18 protein-coding genes are annotated in these 22,166 nt (G+C 65.1%); 12 read left to right on the forward strand and 6 right to left on the reverse strand.

What is annotated here, in order from left to right; all coding sequences use genetic code 11:
- Window positions 1-156 precede the first annotated feature (156 nt).
- Together AC58NV_RS19115 and AC58NV_RS19120 are read left to right on the forward strand one after the other, a co-directional pair.
- On the forward strand, window positions 157-363 hold the full coding sequence (locus tag AC58NV_RS19115) for a dodecin (protein WP_366662862.1): 207 nt from the start codon (window positions 157-159) through the stop codon (window positions 361-363).
- An 81-nt stretch (window positions 364-444) separates the two neighbouring features.
- Window positions 445-1,341 carry a complex I NDUFA9 subunit family protein gene (locus AC58NV_RS19120; protein ID WP_497228542.1) on the forward strand — a complete coding sequence of 299 codons (897 nt, stop codon included), beginning with the start codon at window positions 445-447 and terminating at the stop codon, window positions 1,339-1,341.
- On the opposite strand, the gene AC58NV_RS19125 is transcribed toward AC58NV_RS19120, so the two are convergent.
- Window positions 1,289-2,314: a GlxA family transcriptional regulator gene (locus AC58NV_RS19125; protein ID WP_497228543.1), complete on the reverse strand. Its 1,026-nt coding sequence runs from the start codon at window positions 2,312-2,314 to the stop codon at window positions 1,289-1,291. The two genes, AC58NV_RS19120 and AC58NV_RS19125, sit on opposite strands and share 53 nt — an antisense overlap.
- A gap of 138 nt (window positions 2,315-2,452) precedes the next feature.
- Here AC58NV_RS19125 and AC58NV_RS19130 point away from each other — a divergent pair, with 138 nt between their 5' ends.
- The 4 genes from AC58NV_RS19130 to AC58NV_RS19145 all read left to right on the forward strand — a co-directional run bounded on the left by AC58NV_RS19130 (window position 2,453) and on the right by AC58NV_RS19145 (window position 8,768).
- Window positions 2,453-4,399, forward strand: coding sequence for an acetoacetate--CoA ligase (locus AC58NV_RS19130; protein WP_497228544.1), 1,947 nt, complete (start codon window positions 2,453-2,455; stop codon window positions 4,397-4,399).
- Window positions 4,400-4,417: 18 nt separating this feature from the next.
- Window positions 4,418-5,335, forward strand: coding sequence for a 3-dehydrocarnitine:acetyl-CoA trimethylamine transferase BcoG (bcoG, locus tag AC58NV_RS19135; protein WP_497228545.1), 918 nt, complete (start codon window positions 4,418-4,420; stop codon window positions 5,333-5,335).
- A gap of 88 nt (window positions 5,336-5,423) precedes the next feature.
- Window positions 5,424-6,845, forward strand: a complete 1,422-nt coding sequence (locus AC58NV_RS19140; RefSeq protein ID WP_497228546.1) for a carnitine 3-dehydrogenase — start codon at window positions 5,424-5,426, stop codon at window positions 6,843-6,845.
- Between the two features lie 231 nt (window positions 6,846-7,076).
- On the forward strand, window positions 7,077-8,768 hold the full coding sequence (locus AC58NV_RS19145) for a BCCT family transporter (RefSeq protein ID WP_497228547.1): 1,692 nt from the start codon (window positions 7,077-7,079) through the stop codon (window positions 8,766-8,768).
- Between the two features lie 70 nt (window positions 8,769-8,838).
- On the opposite strand, the gene AC58NV_RS19150 is transcribed toward AC58NV_RS19145, so the two are convergent.
- From AC58NV_RS19150 to AC58NV_RS19170, 5 genes are all read right to left on the reverse strand, one after another.
- A complete protein-coding gene (locus AC58NV_RS19150) occupies window positions 8,839-9,183 on the reverse strand; it encodes a RidA family protein (RefSeq protein ID WP_497228548.1) in 345 nt (114 codons plus the stop codon).
- Window positions 9,184-9,277: 94 nt separating this feature from the next.
- Window positions 9,278-10,939, reverse strand: coding sequence for an acetolactate synthase large subunit (locus AC58NV_RS19155; protein WP_497228549.1), 1,662 nt, complete (start codon window positions 10,937-10,939; stop codon window positions 9,278-9,280).
- Window positions 10,940-10,971: 32 nt separating this feature from the next.
- Window positions 10,972-12,480, reverse strand: a complete 1,509-nt coding sequence (locus AC58NV_RS19160; protein WP_497228550.1) for an FMN-binding glutamate synthase family protein — start codon at window positions 12,478-12,480, stop codon at window positions 10,972-10,974.
- 346 nt (window positions 12,481-12,826) lie between these two features.
- The gene (locus tag AC58NV_RS19165; protein ID WP_497228551.1) at window positions 12,827-13,618 is read right to left on the reverse strand and encodes an SDR family NAD(P)-dependent oxidoreductase; all 792 of its coding nucleotides are present in this window, start codon (window positions 13,616-13,618) and stop codon (window positions 12,827-12,829) included.
- A gap of 66 nt (window positions 13,619-13,684) precedes the next feature.
- The gene (locus tag AC58NV_RS19170; protein ID WP_497228552.1) at window positions 13,685-14,695 is read right to left on the reverse strand and encodes a zinc-binding alcohol dehydrogenase family protein; all 1,011 of its coding nucleotides are present in this window, start codon (window positions 14,693-14,695) and stop codon (window positions 13,685-13,687) included.
- A gap of 111 nt (window positions 14,696-14,806) precedes the next feature.
- Between AC58NV_RS19170 and AC58NV_RS19175 the strand changes: the two genes are divergently transcribed.
- From AC58NV_RS19175 to AC58NV_RS19200, 6 genes are all read left to right on the forward strand, one after another.
- On the forward strand, window positions 14,807-15,703 hold the full coding sequence (locus AC58NV_RS19175; protein WP_497228553.1) for a LysR family transcriptional regulator: 897 nt from the start codon (window positions 14,807-14,809) through the stop codon (window positions 15,701-15,703).
- A 129-nt stretch (window positions 15,704-15,832) separates the two neighbouring features.
- A complete protein-coding gene (locus AC58NV_RS19180; protein ID WP_497228554.1) occupies window positions 15,833-17,536 on the forward strand; it encodes a sensor histidine kinase in 1,704 nt (567 codons plus the stop codon).
- Window positions 17,533-18,870, forward strand: a complete 1,338-nt coding sequence (locus AC58NV_RS19185; protein ID WP_497228555.1) for a sigma-54-dependent transcriptional regulator — start codon at window positions 17,533-17,535, stop codon at window positions 18,868-18,870. Before AC58NV_RS19180 ends, AC58NV_RS19185 begins: the two co-directional genes overlap by 4 nt.
- Window positions 18,871-19,009: 139 nt before the next feature.
- Window positions 19,010-20,020, forward strand: a complete 1,011-nt coding sequence (locus AC58NV_RS19190) for a C4-dicarboxylate TRAP transporter substrate-binding protein (protein ID WP_497228556.1) — start codon at window positions 19,010-19,012, stop codon at window positions 20,018-20,020.
- Window positions 20,021-20,090: 70 nt separating this feature from the next.
- Window positions 20,091-20,723, forward strand: a complete 633-nt coding sequence (locus AC58NV_RS19195) for a TRAP transporter small permease subunit (protein ID WP_497228557.1) — start codon at window positions 20,091-20,093, stop codon at window positions 20,721-20,723.
- Window positions 20,724-20,734: 11 nt separating this feature from the next.
- Window positions 20,735-22,135, forward strand: coding sequence for a TRAP transporter large permease (locus AC58NV_RS19200; protein ID WP_497228558.1), 1,401 nt, complete (start codon window positions 20,735-20,737; stop codon window positions 22,133-22,135).
- Window positions 22,136-22,166: the final 31 nt, after the last annotated feature.

The following is a 22,166-nucleotide window of genomic DNA, read 5'->3' on the forward strand; positions in this document are numbered from 1 at the left end:
GGCTGCCTGCCTCCTCGCGCTCCCCCGCGGATATTTCCAGCCAGATGAAGATGCGATCCGCGTCTTGGGGACGCGGAATCTCTGGACGCGGGCGCTGATCCGGTCACACTGGGTGCATACTGCGGCCGCAGTGGCCGCTGCGTAAGGAGATTTGTGATGAGTGACGCGGTTTACAAGACGGTGGATGTGGTGGGCAGCTCGCAGTCCAGCATCGAGGATGCCATCAGCGGGGCGATTGGCCGGGCGTCCAAGACCATAGACCATATCAGCTGGTTTGAAGTCGGGGAGATCCGCGGCCATGTCGAGGACGGCAAGGTCGCCCACTATCAGGTCGGGCTCAAGATCGGGTTCCGGCTGGACTGATCCGGCAGTGCCGCCCGCCAGTGGCGCGGCGGGCACGATGCGCTATCTGGTGGCGCAGACCCGGATGGGGAGCGTTTCCAGATGCAGATCAGCCCCGGCAAAGTGATTGTGCTGGGCGGCACGGGTTTTCTCGGCCGCCGGGTGGTGCGGCGGCTGCAGCAGCAGGGCTGCAGCGTCAGCGCAGGCACCCGCGCGCCCGGAACGCCGCCGCCGGAGGAATGGGAGCCCGGGGTGCAGCAAGTGCAGGTGGATCTGGCGGAGCAGAGCGTCATGGCCCGCGCTCTCAGCGGGGCCGGATGGGTGGTCAACTGCATTGGGTTTTATGCTGAAACACAGCAGCAGAGTTTTCAGGACGTGCATCTGGCCGGCGCCCGCAGGATTGCCCGGTTGGTGCAGGAAACGCCTGGCCAGCGGCTGATCCACATCTCCGGGATCGGCACCAGCCTGCATTCGTCTTCGGCCTATGTGCGGGCGAGGGCAGAGGGCGAGGTGGCAGTGCGCAGCGACTGCCCCGATGCGGTGATCCTGCGGCCCAGCGTCATGTTCTGCCAAGGCGGCGTGTTCTTCGGCGACCTGCAGAAAATCGCCGCGCGGCTTCCGGTCATCCCCTTGTTCGGCACAGGCCGCACCCGGCTGCAGCCGGTGTGGGTGGAGGATGTGGCAGAGGCGGTCGCCTGTGTGCTGGAAGGTCCGCGGGCAAAGCGGAAAGTCTATGAACTGGGCGGCCCGGATGTGTTTGCCTACCGCGATATCCTGCGGCGGCTGGCAGCCCGCACCGGCCGCCGCCGCCTGCTGCTGCCGGTGCCCTTTGCGTTGTGGCGGCTGGCGGCGGCACTTCTGGCGCCGCTGCCGAAGCCGCCGGTCACCCAGGCGCAGATCGCGCTGATGCGGCGCGACAATACCGTGGGCGCGGCAGTTGCGGGGTTCAGCGATCTCGGGATCGAGCCGCATTCACCCGCGGAAATGGGTCTGGTGTAGGGCTGGCGGTTTTTTTCACCCAAGGTTTTTCCTGCACTCGTGCCTCGCGGATGGTCCGGCCGAAATGCCCGCAGAACGACCGCCCCAGCGAGGAGGCAGAGGAAAATCCGCAGCGCATCGCAATCTGCTCCAGGCTCAGATAGGTTTCCTCCGACAGGTAGCGGGCGTGCTGCAGCCGCAGCATCTTGTAGTATTTGCCCGGTGTCATGCCGAGTTCGCGCTGGAACGCCCGCGCTAGAGTGCGCTCCGACAGCGACACCCGTTTGGCCAGCGCTGCCGTGCTCAGCGGGGTTTCGATGGTTTCTGCCATCAGGTTCGCCGCCCTAAGGATCTTGGGTGAGCCCTTTTGCTCCAACCGCGCGGCGCCGCGGTTCAGCTCCGACTGGCGCGAGGGGTCGTAGACGAACATGGTCGAGGCGCCGAAGGCGGCGGCAGAGCCGTAGAGGTCCTGGATCAGGCTCAGCATCATGTCGAGCGCGGTACTGGCGCCGCCGCAGGTCATGAAAGGGCCGGAGCGCACAAACCGCGCAGTGGAGACCTCAACCTTGGGGAAGGTCTCGGCAAAGGCGTCCAGTTCCTGCCAGTGGATCGTTGCTGTATGGCCGTCCAGCACTCCCGCGGCGGCCAGCAGCCAGGCGGCGGTATCCAGCGCCAGCACCCGCTCCGCCCGCCGGGTGGCGGCTCTGAGTTTGGTCAGCAGCTCGGGCGTCACCTGTTCGCGCACGTGATAACCCGCAACCAGCACCAGGGTGCGGTTGCCCAGATCCTCGCTGAACGCCCCGTCCGGGGTGATCTGCAAGCCGCTGGAGCTGGTCACCGGTGCGCCATCAAGGGTGCTGACCCGCCAGCCCGCGGCGTCCTGGCCGGAGTTCATCCGCACGTCGCGCAGCGGTTCCATGGCGCTGGCCAGCACCATGTTGGAAAACCCGCCGAACAGCAGGAATTCGAATATCGGCGGCGGTTTTGACGGCATCTGTATAGTATTTGGCTGAAACTGTATAAACGTAACGTCATTTCCTGCGCTAATCACGCTGCAAGTCAAGTCTTTTGACCCGATCCGAACCGACGCGCAGACGACCTCCAAGCCCGCTCTCTAGCCACTGAGACTTCCATGACCACCGCTTCCCTTCTCTGGCAGCCGGATCTTTCGGCGCGCCGCAAACCTCTGATGTCCGGTTTCATTGCGCAGGCCTCTGCCGCTGCCGGAACCGCCCTGGGCAGCTTCGCCGATTTGTACGTCTGGTCGGTCGCCCGGCCGGAAGAGTTCTGGCCGCTGGCCTGGGACTTTTGCGGGCTGGCGGGGGACAAGGGCGCGGTGCCGCTGCTGACGGATGCCGACCCGATGCAGGTGCGCTTTTTCCCCGAGGCACGGCTGAACGTTGCCGAAACCTTCCTGAAGAACGCCGACGGGCGTGAAGCCATTGTTTTCATTGGCGAGGATGGCCGCCGCATGGTCTGGACCCGCGCTGAGCTGAAGCGCGAGGTTGAAATGCTCGCAGCCGCCCTGCGGGATGCGGGGATCGGGGCGGGCGATCACGTCGCGGGCTATGTGCCGAACATGCCGCAGACCGTCGCAGCCATGCTGGCCACAGCCTCGCTGGGCGCGGTCTGGTCTTCCTGCGCGCCGGAGAGCGGGCCGGATGTGGTGGTCGACCGCTTCGGCCAGATCGCGCCCAAGCTGATGTTTGCCGCCGACGGTTATTTTTACAACGGCAAGATGTTTGAAACCCGCGCCGCCATTGCCGAGGTCGCCGCCCGGGTGCCGTCGATCCAGCAGATCGTGGTCTGGCCTTATGCAGGCGGGGCTGACGGTCTGCCGGAGGGCATGACCGCCTATGAGACTTTCAAGCAGGCAGACGCCCCGGCGCTGGGCTGTCGCGTGATGGGCTTCCGTGACCCTCTCTATGTGATGTTCTCCTCAGGCACCACCGGCAAGCCCAAGTGCATCGAGCATTCCGGCGGCGGCACCCTGCTGCGGATGCTGGTGGAGCAGCAGCTGCATTGCGACCTGCGCCCGGGCGACCGGATGTTCTATTACACCACCTGCAACTGGATGATGTGGAACTGGCAGGTGGCGGCGCTGGCCTCTGAGGCGGTGATCGTGCTGTTTGACGGCAACCCGATGTATCCCGGCATCCGCCGCCTATTTGACCTGGCAGAGGCCGAGAAGGTCACGCATTTTGGTATTTCCGCCAAATACATAGACGCCTCGCAAAAACGCCGGAACCGGCCAGTGGAGAGCCACGATCTGGGCGCTTTGCGCGTGGTTTTGTCCACCGGCTCGCCGCTGTCGCCCGAGGGCTTTGCCCATGTTTATGCCGACTGGAAGGCGGATGTGCAGCTGGCCTCGATCTGCGGCGGCACCGATATTCTGGGCTGCTTCATTGGCGGCTGCCCGCTGCTGCCGGTGCACCAGGGCGAGATTCAGGCGCCGATGCTGGGGCTGGACGTGGCGACCCTGAACGACCAGGGCGAACAGGTGGAGGGCGTTGCGGGCGAACTCGTTTGCCGTAACGCGCATCCGTCGATGCCGACCCGGTTCTTGAACGACCCCGGCAATGCCCGCTACCGGGCCAGCTACTATGAGACCTATCCGGACATCTGGCGGCAGGGTGATTTTACCATCCGCACGGAACATGGCGGCTACGTGGTGCTGGGCCGCTCGGATGCGACCCTGAACCCTGGCGGCGTGCGGATCGGCACGGCGGAGATTTACCGTCAGCTCGACAAGATCGACGAGGTCGCGGATGCGGTGGTTGTCGGCCAGAGCTTCGACAACGACGTGCGGGTGGTTCTGTTTGTACAGACCGCAGACGGAACCGTGCTGGATGATGCACTAACCGCCCGTGTCAAAACGGAAATCCGCAAGAACGCCTCGCCGCGCCATGTGCCCGCGAAAATCATCTCTGTTGCCGATATCCCGCGCACCAAATCCGGCAAGACCGCCGAGCTGGCGGTGCGTGATGTGGTGAACAAACACCCCGTCCGCAACCTCTCCGGCCTCGCCAATCCGCAGGCGCTGGAGCTGTTTGCGGATCACCCTGAATTGCAAGCTTAACCCCAAAGGAGCGAGACCATGCCCCTGAACATGAACCGTGAAGTCTTCATCACCGCCGCCGTGACCGGCTCTGGCGGCACCCAGGACAAATCCCCCCATGTGCCGCGCTCGCCCAAGCAGATCGCCGAGTCCGCGATTGCTGCTGCCAAGGCTGGCGCAGCTGTTGTTCACTGCCATGTGCGCGACCCGGAAACCGGTGCGCCGTCCCGGAAACTTGAGTATTACCGGGAGCTTACCGACCGGATCCGCGATTCCGAGGTGGATGTGGTGCTGAACCTGACCGCGGGCATGGGCGGCGACATCGTGTTCGGCTCGACCGAGGCGCCGCTGCCGGTCAACGAGGCGGCGACCGACATGATCGGCGCATCCGAGCGGATGGCCCATATTGCCGAATGCCTGCCGGAAATCTGCACGCTGGACTGCGGCACCATGAACTTTGCCGAGGCCGATTACGTCATGACCAACACCCCCGGCATGCTGCGGGCAATGGGGCAGATGATGACCGATCTGGGCGTGAAGCCGGAGATCGAGGCGTTTGACACCGGCCATCTGTGGTTTGCCAAGCAACTGGTAAAAGAGGGAATTCTGGAACCGAACGCCTTGGTACAGCTGTGTATGGGGGTGCCGTGGGGCGCACCGAACGACCTCAACACCTTTATGGCGATGGTCAACAATGTGCCGTCGGACTGGACCTGGTCGGCGTTCTCCCTTGGCCGGGATCAGATGCCCTATGCGGCGCAGTCGGTGCTGGCGGGCGGCAACGTGCGGGTCGGCCTTGAGGACAACCTGTTCCTGGACAAGGGCGTGCTGGCCACAAACGCGCAGCTGGTGGAGCGCGCGGCGGGCGTGATCGAGGGCATGGGCGCCAAGATCATCGGCCCGGATGCGGTCCGCGAGAAGCTGGGCCTGACCAAGCGCGCGCCGGTGGCGAAGTAAGCCGAAATCCGGGGGTGCCCTGCGTGCACCCCCTGTACACCCCCTGTGCACCGGCGGGCGCGCAGGGAGGGCGATCAGAGGATAGATCATGAAAACAGCAGCAATCATCGGCGGCGGGGTTATCGGCGGCGGCTGGGCCGCGCGGTTCCTTTTGAACGGCTGGAACGTGCGGGTGTTCGACCCGGACCCGGAAGCAGAGCGCAAGATCAACGAAGTGCTGGCCAATGCCCGCCGCTCGCTGCCGTCGCTGTATGACAAGGCGCTGCCGGCCGTAGGCGAACTGACCTTCCACGCCGACATGGCGGAAGCGGTGGCGGAGGCATCCTGGATCCAGGAGAGCGTGCCGGAGCGGCTGGATCTGAAGCACAAGATCCATGCGCAGATCCAGGAGCACGCGCCCGCAAATGCGGTGATCGGCTCGTCTACCAGCGGTTTCAAACCGTCGGAGCTGAACGCCGAGGGCGCCCGCGTTGTTGTCGCGCATCCTTTCAACCCGGTTTACCTCTTGCCGCTGGTCGAGCTGGTGGGCGATGCGGAGACCTGCGCGCAGGCCTCGGACCTGCTGCGCGAGGTGGGGATGTATCCGCTGACCGTGCGCAAGGAGATCGACGCGCATATCGCCGACCGCCTGCTGGAAGCGGTCTGGCGCGAGGGGCTGTGGCTGATCAAGGACGGCATCTGCACCACCGAGGAGCTGGACGAGTCGATCCGCATGGGCTTTGGCTTGCGGTGGGCGCAGATGGGCCTGTTCGAGACCTACCGGATTGCCGGCGGCGAAGCGGGCATGAAGCATTTCATGGCGCAGTTCGGACCGGCGCTGGAATGGCCCTGGACCAAGCTGATGGATGTGCCGGAGTTCACCGAGGAACTGGTCGACCTGATCGCGGGCCAGTCCGATGCGCAGTCCGGCCACATGTCGATCCGGGAGCTGGAACGGCTGCGGGATGACAACCTGGTTGGCATGATGCGGGCGCTGAAGAAATCCGGCAGCGGTGCTGGGGGGGTCATCAACACCCATGAGGAAACGCTGCCCGTGCCGGAAGCCGTCGTTCTGCCGGTCACCGTCAGCCGCCCGGTGCCGCAGAGCTGGACCGACTACAACGGCCACATGAACGAGGCGCATTACACCGAAGCCTCGGCCCAGGCGACTGACCGGTTCATGGAGATGATCGGCTGTGATGCCGGGTACATCGCCGCGGGCGGCAGTTATTTCACCGTCGAGAACCACGTGCGCTTCCTGGATGAACTGCACGAGGGCGATGCGCTGACCGTGACCACCCAGGTTCTGAAGGGCGAGGGCAAGAAAATGCACCTGTTCCACCGCCTGCACGGCCCCGAGGGCAAGCTGGCGGCAACGGTGGAGACGCTGCTCTTGCACATGGACCTGAACGCGCGCGGCACCTCGCTGCCGTCGCCGGAGGTCGCGGACAAGCTGGCGTCCTATGCCGCCGCCCACGCGGGGCTGGCGCTGCCAGAAGGCGCCGGGCGCCACGTCGGCCAGCGCGGATGACTTGGAAACCCGGCGGCTCGCGCGCTGCCGGGTTTCTTTTTGCGGGCCGGGTCTCCTCCCCGATCCGGTCCGCTTTTTTCAAATGTGCTGCCGCAGCCGCGGCGGCCGGGGGAGGTGCAAGCCGGAGCGCCGGGCAATCGGGAAGACTTAATCCTGCCGGGCGGTCCGCTCAGTGATCCGCGGGTGGAGGGCTCCGGGAGCTGACGAATTTGAAACAAATGGGAGGACCAAATGTCTGAAAGCAATTCCAACAGCCACCTGGTGGCGAAGTCCGGTTTCTTTACCGGTCTTCACCCGGGGATGGGCATGGCATCAAAGGCGATGATCGCCGCCTTTGTGATTTTCACCGTTCTGAACGTCGAATTCGCAGGCGGCCTGTACAAATCCATCCGCGGCTGGATCGAAGGCGGCCTCAGCTGGTATTACATCTCGGTTCTGGCCGGGATCATGTTCTTCTGCTTCTTCCTGATGTTCTCGAAGTTCGGCAGCCTGCGGCTGGGGGACGATGATGCGCGCCCCGAGTTCAGCAACTTCAGCTGGTTTGCGATGCTGTTTTCCGCCGGTATCGGCATCGGCATCCTGTTCTTTGGCGTGGCTGAGCCGATCTTCTACTTCGACAACTCGGCGGTCTGGGGCTATCCGAACAACCCGCATGCAGAGCTGGCAGGCCATTCGGAAATGAACATGCAGCGCGCGATCGACGCGATGCGGGTGACCTATTTCCACTGGGGTTTCCACGGCTGGGCGCTCTATGTGATCGTCGGGTTGTGCCTGGCCTATTTCGGCTTCCGCAAGAAGCTGCCGCTGACCATGCGGTCGGCGCTGTATCCGCTGATCGGCGAGAAGATCTATGGCCCCTGGGGGCATTGCGTCGACCTGTTGGCTGTGTTCGGCTCGGTCTTTGGCATCGCAACCTCGCTGGGGCTGGGCACCAGCCAGATGGCGACCGGCCTGAATGTGCTGTTCGGCATGGAGCCGACCCTGACGCTGAAGATTGCGCTGATCGTGATTGTGACCATCATCGCCACCGCCTCCACCGTGTCGGGCGTGGGCAAGGGCATCCGGCTGATTTCCGAGTGGAACATCTGGCTGTCGATGTTCCTGCTGGCCGCCTTTGTGGTGATCGGGCCGGTCAAATGGCTGCTGGGGTTCTATGTGACCACGCTGGGCGATTACATCTGGAACTTCATCCCGATGGGATTCTGGACCGCAAGCTCCGACGAGAATATCGCCTGGCAGGGCGGCTGGACCATCTTCTACTGGGGCTGGTGGATTGCCTGGGCGCCGATGGTGGGCATGTTCATCGCCCGCATCTCGCGCGGGCGCACCATCCGGGAGTTCATGATCGGTGTGCTGTTCGTGCCGACCGCAATTGCGTTCTTCTGGCTGTGCATGTTCGGTGGCAACGCCATCTGGCAGGAACTGAACATGGCGGGCGGCCCGGCGGCCGAAGGCGGCGCGGGGGTGATCCAGACCGTGCGCAACTGGGACCTGCCTGCGGCGCTTTATGGCACCATCGGCAACCTGGGCGCGACCTCCTGGCTGGGGGATCTGAGCTGGACCGCTTGGCCGCTGTCGGCGCTGGCGACGCTGCTCTTGTTCTCGTGGTTCGTGACCTCGGCAGATTCCGGCACGCTGGTGATCACCACCATGCTGTCGATGGGTGATGACAACCCGCCGAAGAAGTTCCGCATCATCTGGGGCGCGGGCATCGGTGCCACCGCGATTGTGCTGCTGATGGCGGGCGGCCTGGGCGCCCTGCAGACCGCGTCGATTGCGGCGGCCTTCCCGATTTCCTTTGTGATCATCGCGATGACCGTGGGGCTGTACAAATCGCTGAAGAGCGATCCCTCGGCTGCGCCGATCAGTGAAGGCGCTGCCGCGCCGGACGGCACAAGGATTGCGCAGGATCTGCACGCCTGATGCGGGTCCAGAAGCTGAAAATGAGAGCGCCGGGCTGGAACAGCCCGGCGCTTTTTCTGCCTGACAGGTATCAGTCGCAGGCGGCGGTGACGATGATTTCCACCTTCAGGATTTCGCGGGCCAGCTTGGCCTCGCCGCAGGCGCGCGCCGGGGCGTGGCCTTCGGGAACCCAGGCGTTCCAGACCTCGTTCAGTTCCGCGAAATAGGACATGTCGGAGAGCCAGATCACGGTCTGCAGCAGGCGGGTCTTGTCGCTGCCGGCTTCTTCCAGCAGGGCGTCGACCTTGGCCAGGATCTCGCGGGTCTGGTCTGCGGCGGTATCGGCCTCGGAGACTTGGCCGCTGAGATACACAACGCCGTTGTGCTTGACGATCTTGCTGGAGCGGGCGGTGGTGCCGATACGGGTGATTGTCATGGGGTTTGCCTTTCCTAGGGTAAGCTGCCGCGGTCATAGCGGCCGCGGCAGCCGGGGGAAAGGGCGGGCAGATCATCCGGTCAGGTCAGGCCACCTAGATCAGGCAGGTCTTGGCGGCCAGCTCATCAATCAGGACGCGCTGGTTTTCGCTGTAGTCCACCGGCACGTCGATCAGATGCACGCCGCCCGCGGCAAAGGCCGCCTCAAACGTTGGAACCAGGTCCTCGGTCCGGGTGATCCGGTGGCCGGTGGCGCCGTAGCTGGCGGCGTATTGCACGAAATCCGGGTTGTTGAACTCCAGCCCCCAGTCGGCAAAGCCGACGTGCGCCTGTTTCCAGCGGATCATGCCGTAGGCGCTGTCGTTCAGCACCGTGACCACCAGGTTCAGGCCCAGCCGCACCGCGGTTTCCAGCTCCTGGCTGTTCATCATGAAGCCACCGTCGCCGCAGATCGCCATCACCCGGCGGTCCGGGTTCAGAAGCGCCGCCATCATCGCCGAGGGCAGGCCCGCGCCCATGGTTGCCAGCGCGTTGTCCAGAAGCACGGTGTTGGGCTGATAGGCCCTGTAGTTGCGGGCGTACCAGATCTTGTAGATGCCATTGTCCAGCGCGATGATGTCGTTTTCGCCCATCACCTTGCGGGTGTCTGCAACCAGCCGCTGCGGGATCACCGGAAAGCGCGGGTCGTCGGCGCCTTCGGCGATGTGCGTGTCGGTGTCCGCCTTCATGTGCCCGAAGAAGCTGCGGTCGAAATCCAGCGGGCCGCCAAGGGCCTCGCCCAGCCGGGTGATGGTTTGAGCCAGATCGCCGACCACCTCCATCTGCGGGAAATAGACCTGGTCGACCTGCGCCGCCTTGTAGTTCACGTGGATGACCTTGGTGCCGCCGTGCTCCATGAAGAAGGGCGGTTTTTCGACCACGTCGTGGCCCACGTTGAGGATCAGGTCGGCGCGTTCGATGGCGCAGTGCAGGTAGTCGCCGTCCGACAGCGCCGCAGTGCCCAGGAACAGACCGGAGCGTTCGTCGACCACCCCTTTGCCCATCTGGGTGTTGAAGAAAGGGATCTGCACCTGCTCTGCGAAATCACAGAGCGCCGCGCGCGCCTTGCGGCGGTTGGCGCCGGCCCCGACCAGCATCAACGGCATCCTGGCGCTGCGGATCATCGCGGCCGCCTCCTGAAGCACGCTGCCGCTTGCCACCGCGTAGTTGCGCGGGGTGGGGGAGAGCACCGGGGCATCGGTCGCCTCTGCCGCGATGTCCTCCGGCAGCTCCAGCAGCACCGCGCCCGGCCGTTCCTCCTCTGCGGTGCGGAAGGCCTCGCGGATCAGGGCCGGGATTGTGTTGCCGTGCACGATCTGGCGCGACATCTTGCAGACCGGATCAAACAGGTTGACCACGTCGATGATCTGGAACCGGCCCTGTTTCGATTTCTTGATCGGTTTTTGCCCGGTGATCATGATCAGCGGCATCGCCCCCAGGTGGGCATAGGCCGCGGGCGTTGCCAGGTTGGTGGCGCCGGGGCCGAGGGTGGCCATGCAGACGCCCGGCTTGCCGGTGAGGCGGCCATAGGTCGCCGCCATGAACCCCGCGCCCTGTTCGTGGCGGGTCAGGACCAGCTTGATCTTTGAAGTGCGCAGCGATTCCAGCAGGTCGAGGTTCTCCTCGCCCGGAACGCCAAAGACATACTCGACGCCTTCGGCTTCCAGCGCGGCCACGAGGAGATCGGAGGCTTTGGTGGGGCGGGACGTGTCTGGCATGGGGGCTCCTTTGCTGCCCGGATCGGGGCGGGTCATTGCGCTGCGTACTGCTGGGCCTGTTCCGGGTACAGCTCAGCCATCGAGGCCGACCGGCCGTTATCGAGCACGATCCGCGCGTGGTAGCGCCGCAGCAGCCGCGGTTCCGTGACGCCGCAGCTATGGGCGATGATGGTGGCCTCCTTGACCATGTTTTTGGCGTAGGAGGCGACGCGGTTGGCCTTGCTCATGGGGTCGAGGCCGAATTGCAGCTTGGGGTCATGGGTGGTGATGCCGGTGGGGCAGGTGTTCTTGTTGCACTGCAGGGCCTGGATGCAGCCGAGCGCAAACATGAAGCCGCGGGCGGAGACCACGAAATCGGCGCCGGCGCAGAAGGCCCAGGCGGCCTCTGACGGGTTGATCAGCTTGCCGCTGACGCAGACCTTGATGCGCTGGCGCAGCCCGTAGCGGGTGAGGACATCCACCGCCAGCGGCAGGCTTTCGCGCAAGGGCATGCCCATGTTGTCAATCAGGCTCATCGGGGCGGCGCCGGTGCCGCCGTCGGCGCTGTCGATGGTGATGAAATCGGGGGCGCTGGCCTCGCCGCGGGCGAGGATCTCCTGGCAGAGCCCGTCGAGGAAGCCATAGGCGCCCAGCACCGCCTTGAAGCCCACCGGCTTGCCCGTCACCTCGCGGACATAGGCGATCATGTCCAGCAGCTCGCCCACGGTGGCGGCCTCCGGGTGCCGGTTGGGGCTGATCGCGTCTTCGCCGGGCGTCAGGCCGCGGATGGCGGCGATTTCTTCGGTCACCTTGGCGCCGGGCAGGATGCCGCCCTTGCCGGGCTTGGCGCCCTGGCTGAGCTTCAGCTCGAACATGCGGACGGTTTCATGGGCGGCGACGGCGCGGAGCTTCTCTTCGTCAAAGCCGCCTTCGGGCTTGCGCACGCCGAACTTGCCGGTGCCGATCTGGAACACGATGTCGCAGCCGCCCTCCAAGTGGTAGGGCGACAGCCCGCCCTCGCCGGTGTTGAGCCAGATGCCCGCCTTCTTGGCGCCGCGCGACAAGGCGCGGACGGCCGGAACCGAAATGGCGCCGAAGCTCATGCCGGAGATGTTAAAGATCGACGATGTGGTGTAGGGCGTGCGCGCATTGGGGCCGATGGTGACGGCGGCGGGCGGGGCAGCGCCGTGTTCCAGGTCCGGGAAGGGGGCGTTGGCGAAATAGACGGTTCCGGCCGGGCGCAGGTCGCGGGTGGAGCCGAAGGCGACGGTGGAATCCACGTTCTTGGCGGCGCGGTAGACCCAGGAGCGTTCGGCGCGGTTGAACGGCATTTCCTCGCGGTCCAGCGCAAAGAAATACTGCCGGAAGAATTCGCCCAGATGCTCGAACAGGTAGCGGAAGCGGGCGATCACCGGGTAGTTGCGCCGCAGGGTGCTGGCGGTCTGGGTCTTGTCGCGGATGTAGATCGCAATCAGCCACAGGAGGCCGGCGCCGATGGCAAAGATGAAGGCGTAGGACAGGATTTCGAGCAGCGCCAGGACGGTGCTGGATATCTGGTACATGTTTTCCTTCGCTCCTCTGAGGCCGGGCGGTGCGGGCCTGGTTTTTTGCCACTCAAGACTGCGCCATTGCGGCGGAACTTGCAGCCGTGGGGCGGTCACATCCTCGGGAGCCGCAGTGCGGATTGCAGTGAGCTGTCCCAAGAGGCAACGTGCCGCCGCCCGGAACGGTTCCGCGCGGCGCAGGTTAATTGTTCCCGGATAGTGCGGCAGAGGCGCAGAAGTTGTCCAGCCTCGGGTGCGAAGGGCAAGGCTGGAGCGGCCGGCGGCGTGCCGCGGTTCGCAAAGAGACGCCGGGGGAGCCGGCACACGGTCCGGAAACCCGTCCCGGCGCCTGATGCGTTGACGGTCAGTCCAGTGGAAGCTGTTGCAAAATCCGGTCCACGCCTGCGCTGACGGCCCTGGCATCTTCCGCGGGGTACAGCGGTGCAAGATGTCCGGCGTCATTGTCATAGTAGCGCCCGGAGACGTCTGCGAAGTCTTCGGAGAGGGCGGCCCGGGTCAGGATATCAACGCCGATGTTGAGGTCATTGCCGGAGGTGCCAAAGCCCTCGCGCACCATCCGCGTGGCCAGCAGCGAGCCGGGATTGACGGCGATGGAGACCGGGCCTTGGGGGCGCTCGGACGCGAAATGCTGGCTCCAGAGGGTGACGGCAAGCTTGCTTTGGGCGTAGGCCTCCATCGCTTGCAGGTGGCTGCCGCTTGCCATCGCGTCCAGGTCGACAGGCGCCTGCGCGGCAGAGGACAGGTGGATGATGCGGCCATTCCCGGGAATGACGGGAAGAAGCCTCTGCGTCAGCAGCGCAGGGGCGAAGGTGTTGACGGCAAACCGCACGTCGAAGCCGCCGGGGGAGACGGTCTGCGCGGTTTTGAACACGCCGGCGTTGTTGATCAGCACGTCGATGGCGGGGTGGTTTGCAATGACCTGCCGGGCCATTGCCGCCGCTTGGTCCAGGGCGGACAGATCGGCCTGCACGGTTGCCACCGTTGGGTTTGTCTCGCGCAGCTCCTGCGCGGCGGCCTCCAGCTTGCTTTTGTTGCGGCCGTGAAGGATGAGGCTGTGGCCCTGTCCGGCCAGCGCCTCAGCCGTGGCGCGGCCCAGGCCATCGGTTGCGCCGGTGATGAGAATGGTCTTGGTCATGGAATGTCCCCTGTCAATGGCGGGCAGCACATTGTATGCCCGCCGCTCCAATGTAGCGGCGTGAGGTCAGGCAGACAGGCCCGGCAGCACCTGCTTGCCGATGACGCGGCCGCTTTCCTGCCGTTTGTGGGCCTCGGCGAGGGTCTCAGGGGTGAGCGCATCGGCGCATTCTGTCACGGTCGGGATGAGCTCGCCCGCGTCCAGCATGGCGGAGACGCGGTTCAGCAGATCGCGCTGCGCGCCGATATCGGACGTGGCGAACATGGAGTGGGTGAACATGAACTCCCACGAGATGCTGAGCGCCTTGGGTTTGGCGGGTGTGATGTCGAGATCCTGCGGGTCGTCGATCAGGGCGATGTGGCCGCGCGGGGCAATCAGCTCGACGATGGCGGGCCAGTGCTGGCCAGTGGCGGTCAGGGCAGCTACATACTCCGGCGCCAGTCCCAGGCCGCGCAGCTGTTCTGCCAGATTTCCCCGGTGATCGACGACGTGATCGGCGCCCATCTTGCGGACCCAGTCCCGGGTTTCGGGGCGGGAGGCGGTGGCGATCACCGTCAGACCGGTCAGCCGTTTGGCCAGCTGGATCAGGATCGAACCGACGCCGCCGGCCCCGCCGATGACCAGCAGGCTCTGCCCTGCGCCGCCGCCTTCGGTCAGGCGGAAGCTGTCGAACAGCATTTCCCAGGCGGTGATCGACGTCAGCGGCATTCCCGCGGCCCCGGTGAAGTCCAGCGAGGCGGGCTTGCGGCCAACGATACGTTCATCAACGGCCTGGAACGCCGCATTGCTGCCGGGGCGGGTCACGTCGCCGGCATAGAACACCTCGTCCCCGACCTTGTAGCCGGTGACGTCAGTCCCGGTGGCGGTCACCACCCCGGCGGCGTCAAAGCCGAGGATGCCCGGGCCGCCCTCTGGTGCACGGGCGGCGCGCAGTTTCACGTCCACCGGGTTGACCGAGATGCCCTTGACCGCGACCACAAGGTCACGCGGGCCGGGCTGGGGCTGGTCCAGCTCCACCTCCTGCAGGGCGCCGCTGCCATCCACCGGGCCGGTCCGGGTGTATCCGATTGCTTTCATCTGTGCATTCCTTTGATTTGTCGCTTGGCAGCAGAGATACGCCTTTGAATTTCAGAATAAACGGGTCATATCAGAGTTCAGAATTCGTGATTTCGACATAATGAGGGACGAATGGATACCGATTGCCTGCGCCTGTTCATCGCCGCCGCCGAGCGGTTGAATATCTCTGCCGCCGGGCGCAGCCTGGGGCTGGCACCGGCGATGGCCAGCGCCCGGCTGGCGAAGCTGGAGCATGAACTGGGTGCAGAGCTGCTGCACCGCACGACGCGCAAGGTGTCGCTGTCGCAGGAGGGCGAGGCCTTTCTGCCCTATGCGCGGGAGATTGTTGCCCAGTCGGAGGCGGCGCGCGCGGCGCTCGGGCTGAACGCGGCGGAGCCGTCCGGCACCCTGCGGTTTGCGGCACCGAGCAGCTTTGCCCAGCTGCACATCATGCCGCTGCTGCCCGCGTTTCATGCGCTATACCCGCAGATCACGCTGGATCTGCGCCTGTCGGACACGCGGTTCGACCTGATCGAAGGCAGCTTTGACCTGGCGCTGCGCAATGCGCCGTTGCAGGACAGCAGCCTGCGCGGCCGCAAACTGGCCAATGACACGCGGATCCTGTGTGCCGCGCCGGAGTATCTGGCACGCCGCGGAACACCGCAGACACCGGACGAACTGCAAGGCCACGACTTCCTGTCTTGGGCCAATACCGCCCCGAGGCAGTTGATCCATAGCGGCAGAGAGCGGGCGGTGCTGGACCCCGCCCGGATGATGTGCCGCACGATCCTGGACGACGGAGCATCGCAGCGGGCGGCCACGCTTGCCGGCTGCGGCCTGTCGGTGAACTCGCTGTGGAGCGTTGCGCATGAGATCACGGCGGGCCGCCTGGTGCAGGTGCTGCCCGGCTGGCAGCAGGATGATGCCTCTGTCCTGTGGCTGATCTATCCCCGCTCCAACGTGCTGACGCCCAAGGTGCGGTGCCTGATGGACTTCCTGCTGCAGAGGCTGGCACCCACCCTTCCGTGAAGCCCCGCGGCGAGCAACTCCTGCCCCGCGGATTCAGCGCCAGCGGCGGATTTCCACTAATATCTTGCCATCGCGGGTTTTCCCGGCCTATCGACGGGAATGCGCCTGATCCCGTTTCTGATATCCGCCGTGGTGACTCTTGCCGTTGCGGCCGGCGTGTTCAGGGTGTCCAGCGCCTATTTTCAGTCAGAAGAGGTTTCACAGGCCGAAGGGCCGCTGTCGCTTTACCAAAGCTCCGTCGTTGCTGAGCTTGAGCGGTTCTCCCACCTGACCCATGTGCTGGCGCGGGATGCCGCGGTCATTGACGCGGCCAGCGGCAAGGACACCGGCGCGTTGAACCTGCGGCTGGAGGATTTTGCCGCCAGGGCGGGGCTGGATGCGATCTATCTGATGGATATGAGCGGGGTTGCCATCGCCGCCTCCAACTTCCGCGAGCCTGGCAGCTTTGTCGGGCAGAACTACGCATTCCGCCCCTATTTTCAGCAGGCTTTGCGGGGCGAACAGGGACGGTTCTATGCCATTGGCGCGACCACCGGCCTGCCGGGGTATTTCATCGCCGATGCCGTGCGCGGCAGGGATGGCGCGCTTGCCGGCGTCATTGCGATCAAGATCGGCTTCCAGCCGCTGGAGCGGAGCTGGAACAGTTCGGGCGAGCAGGTTTTGCTGGCCAATGAGGACGGTGTCGTGCTGCTGGCCTCCGACCCTGCGTGGCGGTACCGGGTACTGGCGCCGCTGTCGGAAGACCAGCGGCAGCGGATCAAGGCGGCGCGGCAGTTTCCGGGCCAGCCGCTGGAGGCGCTGGTGTGGCAGACGGGCGAGGGGCCGCGCGCCGAGATCGCCGGCCGGGAGCAAATTCACCTGACGGCAAAGATCCCGCCGCACGGCTGGACGCTGCATTATTTCGCCAGCGACGGCCGGGCGGTGGCGCGCAGCTGGCTGGTCACCTCGCTGGTTGGGTTTGCAGCGGGTCTGGCGCTGATCCTGTTTCAGGTCCAGCGGGCGCGCCGGATCAGCGCCGCGCTGGCGCGGTCCGAACGTGAGGAAGCGCAGCTGCGCCGCGCAAACGAGATGCTGGCGAGCGAGATCGAAGACCGCCGCACCGCGGAGCGGCGGCTGAAACGCACCCAGGACGAGCTGGAGCGCGCCAGCCGTCTGGCAGCCCTGGGCAGGCTGGCCGCATCGGTGACGCATGAGCTGGGCCAGCCGATTGCGGCCATGAAGAACCATCTGGTTGCCGCCGAAATCGCTCCGGACAACTCCGCTGCGCTGCCAGACAGGATCGGCGCGCTGGTGGACCGGATGGAGGGGATCACCCGGCAGCTCAAGTTTTTCGCGACGCCTGATGCGGAGGCGCAGACCGCGGTTGACCTGAACGCGGCGATGCGGGCCTCTGCCGCGCTGGTTGCCCCCAATCTGGAGGAAGCGGGCGCGGAGCTGCGGCTGGATCTGTGCCTCGGCCTGGTCAGCGTGCTGGGCAGCCGCCTGAGGATCGAGCAGGTGATGACCAACCTGTTGCGGAATGCCATCGATGCCAGCGAGGACAGCTCGGCGCCGCTGATCGAGGCCCGCACCGGCGCCGCTGACGGGGAGGTCTGGTTCGACATCAAGGACAACGGCCATGGCCTGGGCGAAGCCACGCTGGCTGATTTGCAGGAACCTTTTGTCACTACCCGCGAAAGCGGCCGCGGCATGGGCTTGGGCTTGGGCTTGGCGATCTCCGCCGGTATCGTGCAGGATCACGGCGGGACCATGATTGCCCGCAACAGGGACGCGGGCGGCGCCGTGTTCCGGGTCGCGTTTCCGGTCCTGCCAGCGGAGGAAAAACGGCCATGAGCAGCGCCAGGCCCTTCAGCATCCTGGTCATTGACGATGACAAGGCGATGCGCCAGTCGGTGGCGGAACTGCTGGAGGCCGCGGGCTGGCAGGTTACCGCGGCGGCAAGGGCGGCGGCGGGGCTGGAGCGGCTGGCGGAGCTTCAGCCCGATGTCATCCTGTCGGACGTGCGGATGCCCGGCATGTCCGGGCTGGATCTGCTGGCCGCGCTGGATCCCGCCGCGCCGCCGCTGGTGCTGATTTCCGCCCATGGCGACATTCCGATGGCAGTGAAGGCGATGCAGGACGGGGCCTACAGCTTTGTCGAGAAACCTTATGAGCCGCGCCGTCTGCTGGCGATCCTGCGCCACGCGGCCGAACAGCACCGGATGCAGCAAAGCAACGCGCGGCTGAAGGCGCGGCTGTTTGCGCTTTCGGGGCTGGACCGGGTGCTGCTGGGACAGTCGGCGCCGGTGGTGCAGCTGCGGCAGGATATCCTGGATCTTGCGGAGACCGGCACCACGGTTCTGATCGAAGGCGAGACCGGCACCGGCAAGGAGCTGGTCGCCCGCGCATTGCATGATCTGGGGCCGAACGCCGATGCGCCGTTTCTGGCGCTGAACTGCGCTGCGCTGTCGCCCGCCACCTTTGAGGCGGAGATGTTCGGAACCGAGGATGGAACCGGCGGGCGGCTGCTGGCGGCTTCAGGGGGCACGCTGTTTCTGGATGAGGTCTGTTCCTGTCCGCTGGAAGTGCAGGCCAAGCTGCTGCGGGTAATCGAAGACAAGCAGATCCTGCCCGCAGGCGGCCAGTTGCCGGTGCCGGTCAGCTTCCGCGTGGTCTCCGCCACCAATGAGGATGTTGAATTGGCGGTGCAGGAGAACCGCCTGCGCAAAGACCTGCTGTTCCGCCTGAATACCATGGTGCTGACCCTGCCGCCGCTGCGCCAGCGCCGCGATGACCTGATGCTGCTGGCGGCGCATTTCCTTGAAGAATTCTCGCGGCTTTACGAAACTGCCGTGCCCGATATCTCTCAGGACGACCTGACCGCGCTGCTGGCGCATGATTGGCCGGGAAATGTGCGCGAGCTGCGCAGCGTGTGCGAACGCCGGGTGCTGGCGGCGCGCCGCGGCGGCGGTACCATGGCTGAGGCGATCCGCCTGGACCAGCACCCGGACGACGTTCCGGACACTCTGCGTGAAGCGGTGGCTGCGTTTGAGCGCGAACTGATCGGCAAGGCGGTGAAGGCCCACGAAGGCCGCATGGATGCCGCCGCCGAGGCGCTGGGGATCGGCCGCCGTACGCTGAACGAAAAGATTGTCAAACTGGGCCTCGACAAGGACGCCCTTCTCTAGGGTCCCGGTCCGTGTCCGCGTGCCCTGCGGAAATCCGCAGGGCCGCTCGCAGATGCCGCGCGGTTTCCTTCATAGGCAGGCCGCCCGCCGTCCCGGATACTCCCCCAATCATTTCCGCATGCATCTGGGAGGAGCACTGATGCGCACTTATCTTAAGGGGGCCGCGCTGGCCGCCCTCACCGCCGCCTTTGGCACCGAAGCCCTGGCCACCGAATGGAATGTCTCGCTGTGGGGCAAGCGCCGGGCCTTTACCGAACACGTCGAGAAACTGGCTGATCTGGTCTCCGAGAAGACCGGTGGCGAATTTACCCTGAACATCAGCTATGGCGGCCTCAGCAAGAACAAGGAAAACCTCGACGGCATCTCCATCGGCGCCTTCGAGATGGCGCAGTTCTGCGCTGGCTACCACCGCGACAAGAACCCCACGATCACCGTGCTGGAGCTGCCGTTTCTGGGCGTGACCTCGCTGCAGCAGGAAATTGCCGTTTCGCAAGCCGTCTACCAGCATCCGGCGGTGCAGAAGGATCTGGCCCGCTGGAACGCGACCCTGCTGATGCCCTCGCCGCTGCCGCAGTACAACCTGGTCGGCACCGGTGATGTGCCTGGCACGCTGAAGGACTTTGAGGGGCTGACCGTGCGCGCAACCGGCGGTATCGGCAAGGCAATGGAAGCTGTCGGTGCGGTGCCCACCTCGATGTCGGCCACCGAGGTGCGCCAGGCGATGGACAGCGGTATCGTCAAGGCGGTGGCCTTTGCGCCGCACGCGCATATGTCCTTTGGCACCATCGAAAACGGCACCTGGTGGACCACCAACCTGAACCCCGGCACGGTGAACTGCCCTGTGGTGGTGAACGCCGATGCGCTGGACAGCCTGTCCGATGAACACCGCGCAGCGCTGCTGGGCTCGGTAGATGAGGCGCTAGCCCATTACGTGGACTTCTACAAGTTCAACTCTCTGGACACCTGGGAGCCTACGCTGGATGCGGCCCGCATTGAGCTGGTAACCTTTTCGGATGCGGAAATCGCCGCGTTCAAGGAGGCCGCCGCCGCACCTGCGGCCCAGGCCTGGATCGAGGAAAACGCCGCCCGCGGCCTGCCTGCGCAGGAACTTTACGACCTGGTGACAGGCCTGATCGCCGAAGGCAATTGACCCTGCCGCGCCCCGCAGCCGCACGCTGCGGGGCGTCTTTTTTCTCCCGTAAAACTGATGGAGTCCCGCTATGGCCGGCTCATCCCTCGTGCTGACAGACGGCAGCCGTCTCAGCGCGCTTGACCAGAAAATTTACCGCCTGGAAAAGCCCCTTGCCCTGCTCAGCGGCCTGGCGGTTTTTTCCCTGATGCTGCTTGCCGTCGGCTCAGTCGGCGGGCGCAATTTGTTCAACAGCCCGCTGCCGGGTTACGTGGACTGGATCGAGCAGGCAATGCCGCTGATTGCTTTCATGGGCATTTCCTTTACCCAGCGCGACGGCGGCCATATCCGCATGGACATGCTGGTGGGCGCCCTCAGAGGCCGGGCGCTGTATCTGGCCGAGTTTCTGACCACTGCAACCGTGCTGATCCTGATGCTGCTGATGGTTTGGGGCAGCTGGGCGCATTTCCAGCGCAGTTTCGACTTTGCCGCGCCCTGGTGGAGCGCCGACAGTTCGATGGACATCTCACTGCCGCTCTGGCCTGCGAAACTGCTGGCGCCGGTGGCGTTCAGCGTGCTGTGCCTGCGCCTTTTGCTGCAGCTCTGGGCCTATGGCCGTGCCCTGCGCAGCGGCACGGATACCCCCGTCGCTGTCCCGATGATCGCCGATGCCGCCACCCAGGCCGCGATGGAGGCGGGTCACGTCTCCGGCCACGACAGCTGAGGAATTTCGACATGGAACCGATTGAAATTGGGCTGATCGTCTCAGCCGGGCTGCTGGTGATGGTAATCCTGGGCATGCGGGTGGCCTTTGCTGCCGCCGCCGCGGGGATGATCGGCCTCATCTGGATCTTCTGGGCCAAGTTCGGCTATGACCCTGCGCGTTTTGGCAAGGCGCTGACCATTGCCGTCAAGACCGCAGGGCAAGTGCCGCATTCCAAAGTGTCCAGCCAGGCGCTGAGCCTCATACCGACCTTCATCCTGATTGGTTACCTTGCCTATTATGCGGGCCTCACCCGGGCGCTGTTCGAGGCTGCCAAGCGCTGGATGGCCTGGGTTCCGGGCGGGCTGGCGGTGTCCACTGTCTTTGCCACCGCAGGGTTTGCTGCGGTGTCCGGCGCCTCGGTGGCCACCTCCGCCGTCTTTGCCCGCATCGCCATCCCCGAGATGCTCAAGATCGGCTATAACAAGCGCTTTGCCGCCGGGGTGGTGGCGGCGGGCGGCACGCTGGCGTCTCTGATCCCGCCCTCGGCCATTCTGGTGATCTATGCGATCATCGTTGAACAGGATGTGGGTAAGCTGCTGCTGGCAGGATTCATCCCCGGTGCGTTCTCCGCAGTGATCTATGGCCTGCTGATCATCGGCATGGCGATGGTGATCAAGGACTTCGGGCCCCGCGTCACCGGCTTCACCTGGCGCCAGCGGTTTGCGGCCCTGCCGCCTGCATTGCCCATTGTGTTTGTCGTCGTGACCATCATCTTCTTTGTCTACAACCCCTTTGGCGGCGACGCCTGGGGCACCCCGACCGAGGGCGGGGCCATCGGGGCGTTTGTGGTGTTCCTGATGGCGCTGCGCCACGGCATGCGCTGGAGGGAATTGAAGGATGCGCTGCTGGAGACCGCCAAGCTGAGCGTGATGATCTTCACAATCATCTGGGGGGTGCTGATCTATGTGCGGTTCCTGGGGTTCGCAGACCTGCCGGGTGCCTTTGCCGATTGGATCACCTCGCTGACCATGAGCCCGATGCTGATCCTGATCTGTATTCTGCTGGCTTATGCGGTCTTGGGCATGTTCATGGATGCAATCGGGATGCTGCTTTTGACGCTGCCGGTGGTTTACCCAGCGGTGATGGCGCTGAACGGCGGTGAGGCGGTTTCGGCAGCGGACAGCACCTTTGGCATGTCCGGCCCGATGTGCGCGATCTGGTTCGGTATCCTAGTGGTCAAGATGGCTGAGTTCTGCCTGATCACCCCGCCAATCGGCCTCAACTGCTTTGTGGTTGCGGGCGTGCGCGATGACCTGAGCGTGCAGGACGTGTTCAAAGGGGTGACGCCGTTCTTCATCGCCGATGCGGTGACAATCGCGCTGCTGGTGGCCTTCCCGGCGATTGTGCTGTGGCTGCCGGGGCAGGTCTGACACGTCTTTGATGCGCTGAACCGGGCCGCCT

The sequence above is a fragment of the Leisingera sp. ANG49 genome (genome assembly GCF_059694505.1).

Excerpts from the sequence above, each read along its gene's own strand:
- AC58NV_RS19115 (WP_366662862.1), top strand. The coding sequence starts at position 157 with ATGAGTGACGCGGTTTACAAGACGGTGGATGTGGTGGGCAGCTCGCAG.
- AC58NV_RS19120 (WP_497228542.1), top strand. The coding sequence starts at position 445 with ATGCAGATCAGCCCCGGCAAAGTGATTGTGCTGGGCGGCACGGGTTTT.
- AC58NV_RS19125 (WP_497228543.1), bottom strand. The coding sequence starts at position 2,314 with ATGCCGTCAAAACCGCCGCCGATATTCGAATTCCTGCTGTTCGGCGGG.
- AC58NV_RS19130 (WP_497228544.1), top strand. The coding sequence starts at position 2,453 with ATGACCACCGCTTCCCTTCTCTGGCAGCCGGATCTTTCGGCGCGCCGC.
- bcoG (WP_497228545.1), top strand. The coding sequence starts at position 4,418 with ATGCCCCTGAACATGAACCGTGAAGTCTTCATCACCGCCGCCGTGACC.
- AC58NV_RS19140 (WP_497228546.1), top strand. The coding sequence starts at position 5,424 with ATGAAAACAGCAGCAATCATCGGCGGCGGGGTTATCGGCGGCGGCTGG.
- AC58NV_RS19145 (WP_497228547.1), top strand. The coding sequence starts at position 7,077 with ATGTCTGAAAGCAATTCCAACAGCCACCTGGTGGCGAAGTCCGGTTTC.
- AC58NV_RS19150 (WP_497228548.1), bottom strand. The coding sequence starts at position 9,183 with ATGACAATCACCCGTATCGGCACCACCGCCCGCTCCAGCAAGATCGTC.
- AC58NV_RS19155 (WP_497228549.1), bottom strand. The coding sequence starts at position 10,939 with ATGCCAGACACGTCCCGCCCCACCAAAGCCTCCGATCTCCTCGTGGCC.
- AC58NV_RS19160 (WP_497228550.1), bottom strand. The coding sequence starts at position 12,480 with ATGTACCAGATATCCAGCACCGTCCTGGCGCTGCTCGAAATCCTGTCC.
- AC58NV_RS19165 (WP_497228551.1), bottom strand. The coding sequence starts at position 13,618 with ATGACCAAGACCATTCTCATCACCGGCGCAACCGATGGCCTGGGCCGC.
- AC58NV_RS19170 (WP_497228552.1), bottom strand. The coding sequence starts at position 14,695 with ATGAAAGCAATCGGATACACCCGGACCGGCCCGGTGGATGGCAGCGGC.
- AC58NV_RS19175 (WP_497228553.1), top strand. The coding sequence starts at position 14,807 with ATGGATACCGATTGCCTGCGCCTGTTCATCGCCGCCGCCGAGCGGTTG.
- AC58NV_RS19185 (WP_497228555.1), top strand. The coding sequence starts at position 17,533 with ATGAGCAGCGCCAGGCCCTTCAGCATCCTGGTCATTGACGATGACAAG.
- AC58NV_RS19190 (WP_497228556.1), top strand. The coding sequence starts at position 19,010 with ATGCGCACTTATCTTAAGGGGGCCGCGCTGGCCGCCCTCACCGCCGCC.
- AC58NV_RS19195 (WP_497228557.1), top strand. The coding sequence starts at position 20,091 with ATGGCCGGCTCATCCCTCGTGCTGACAGACGGCAGCCGTCTCAGCGCG.
- AC58NV_RS19200 (WP_497228558.1), top strand. The coding sequence starts at position 20,735 with ATGGAACCGATTGAAATTGGGCTGATCGTCTCAGCCGGGCTGCTGGTG.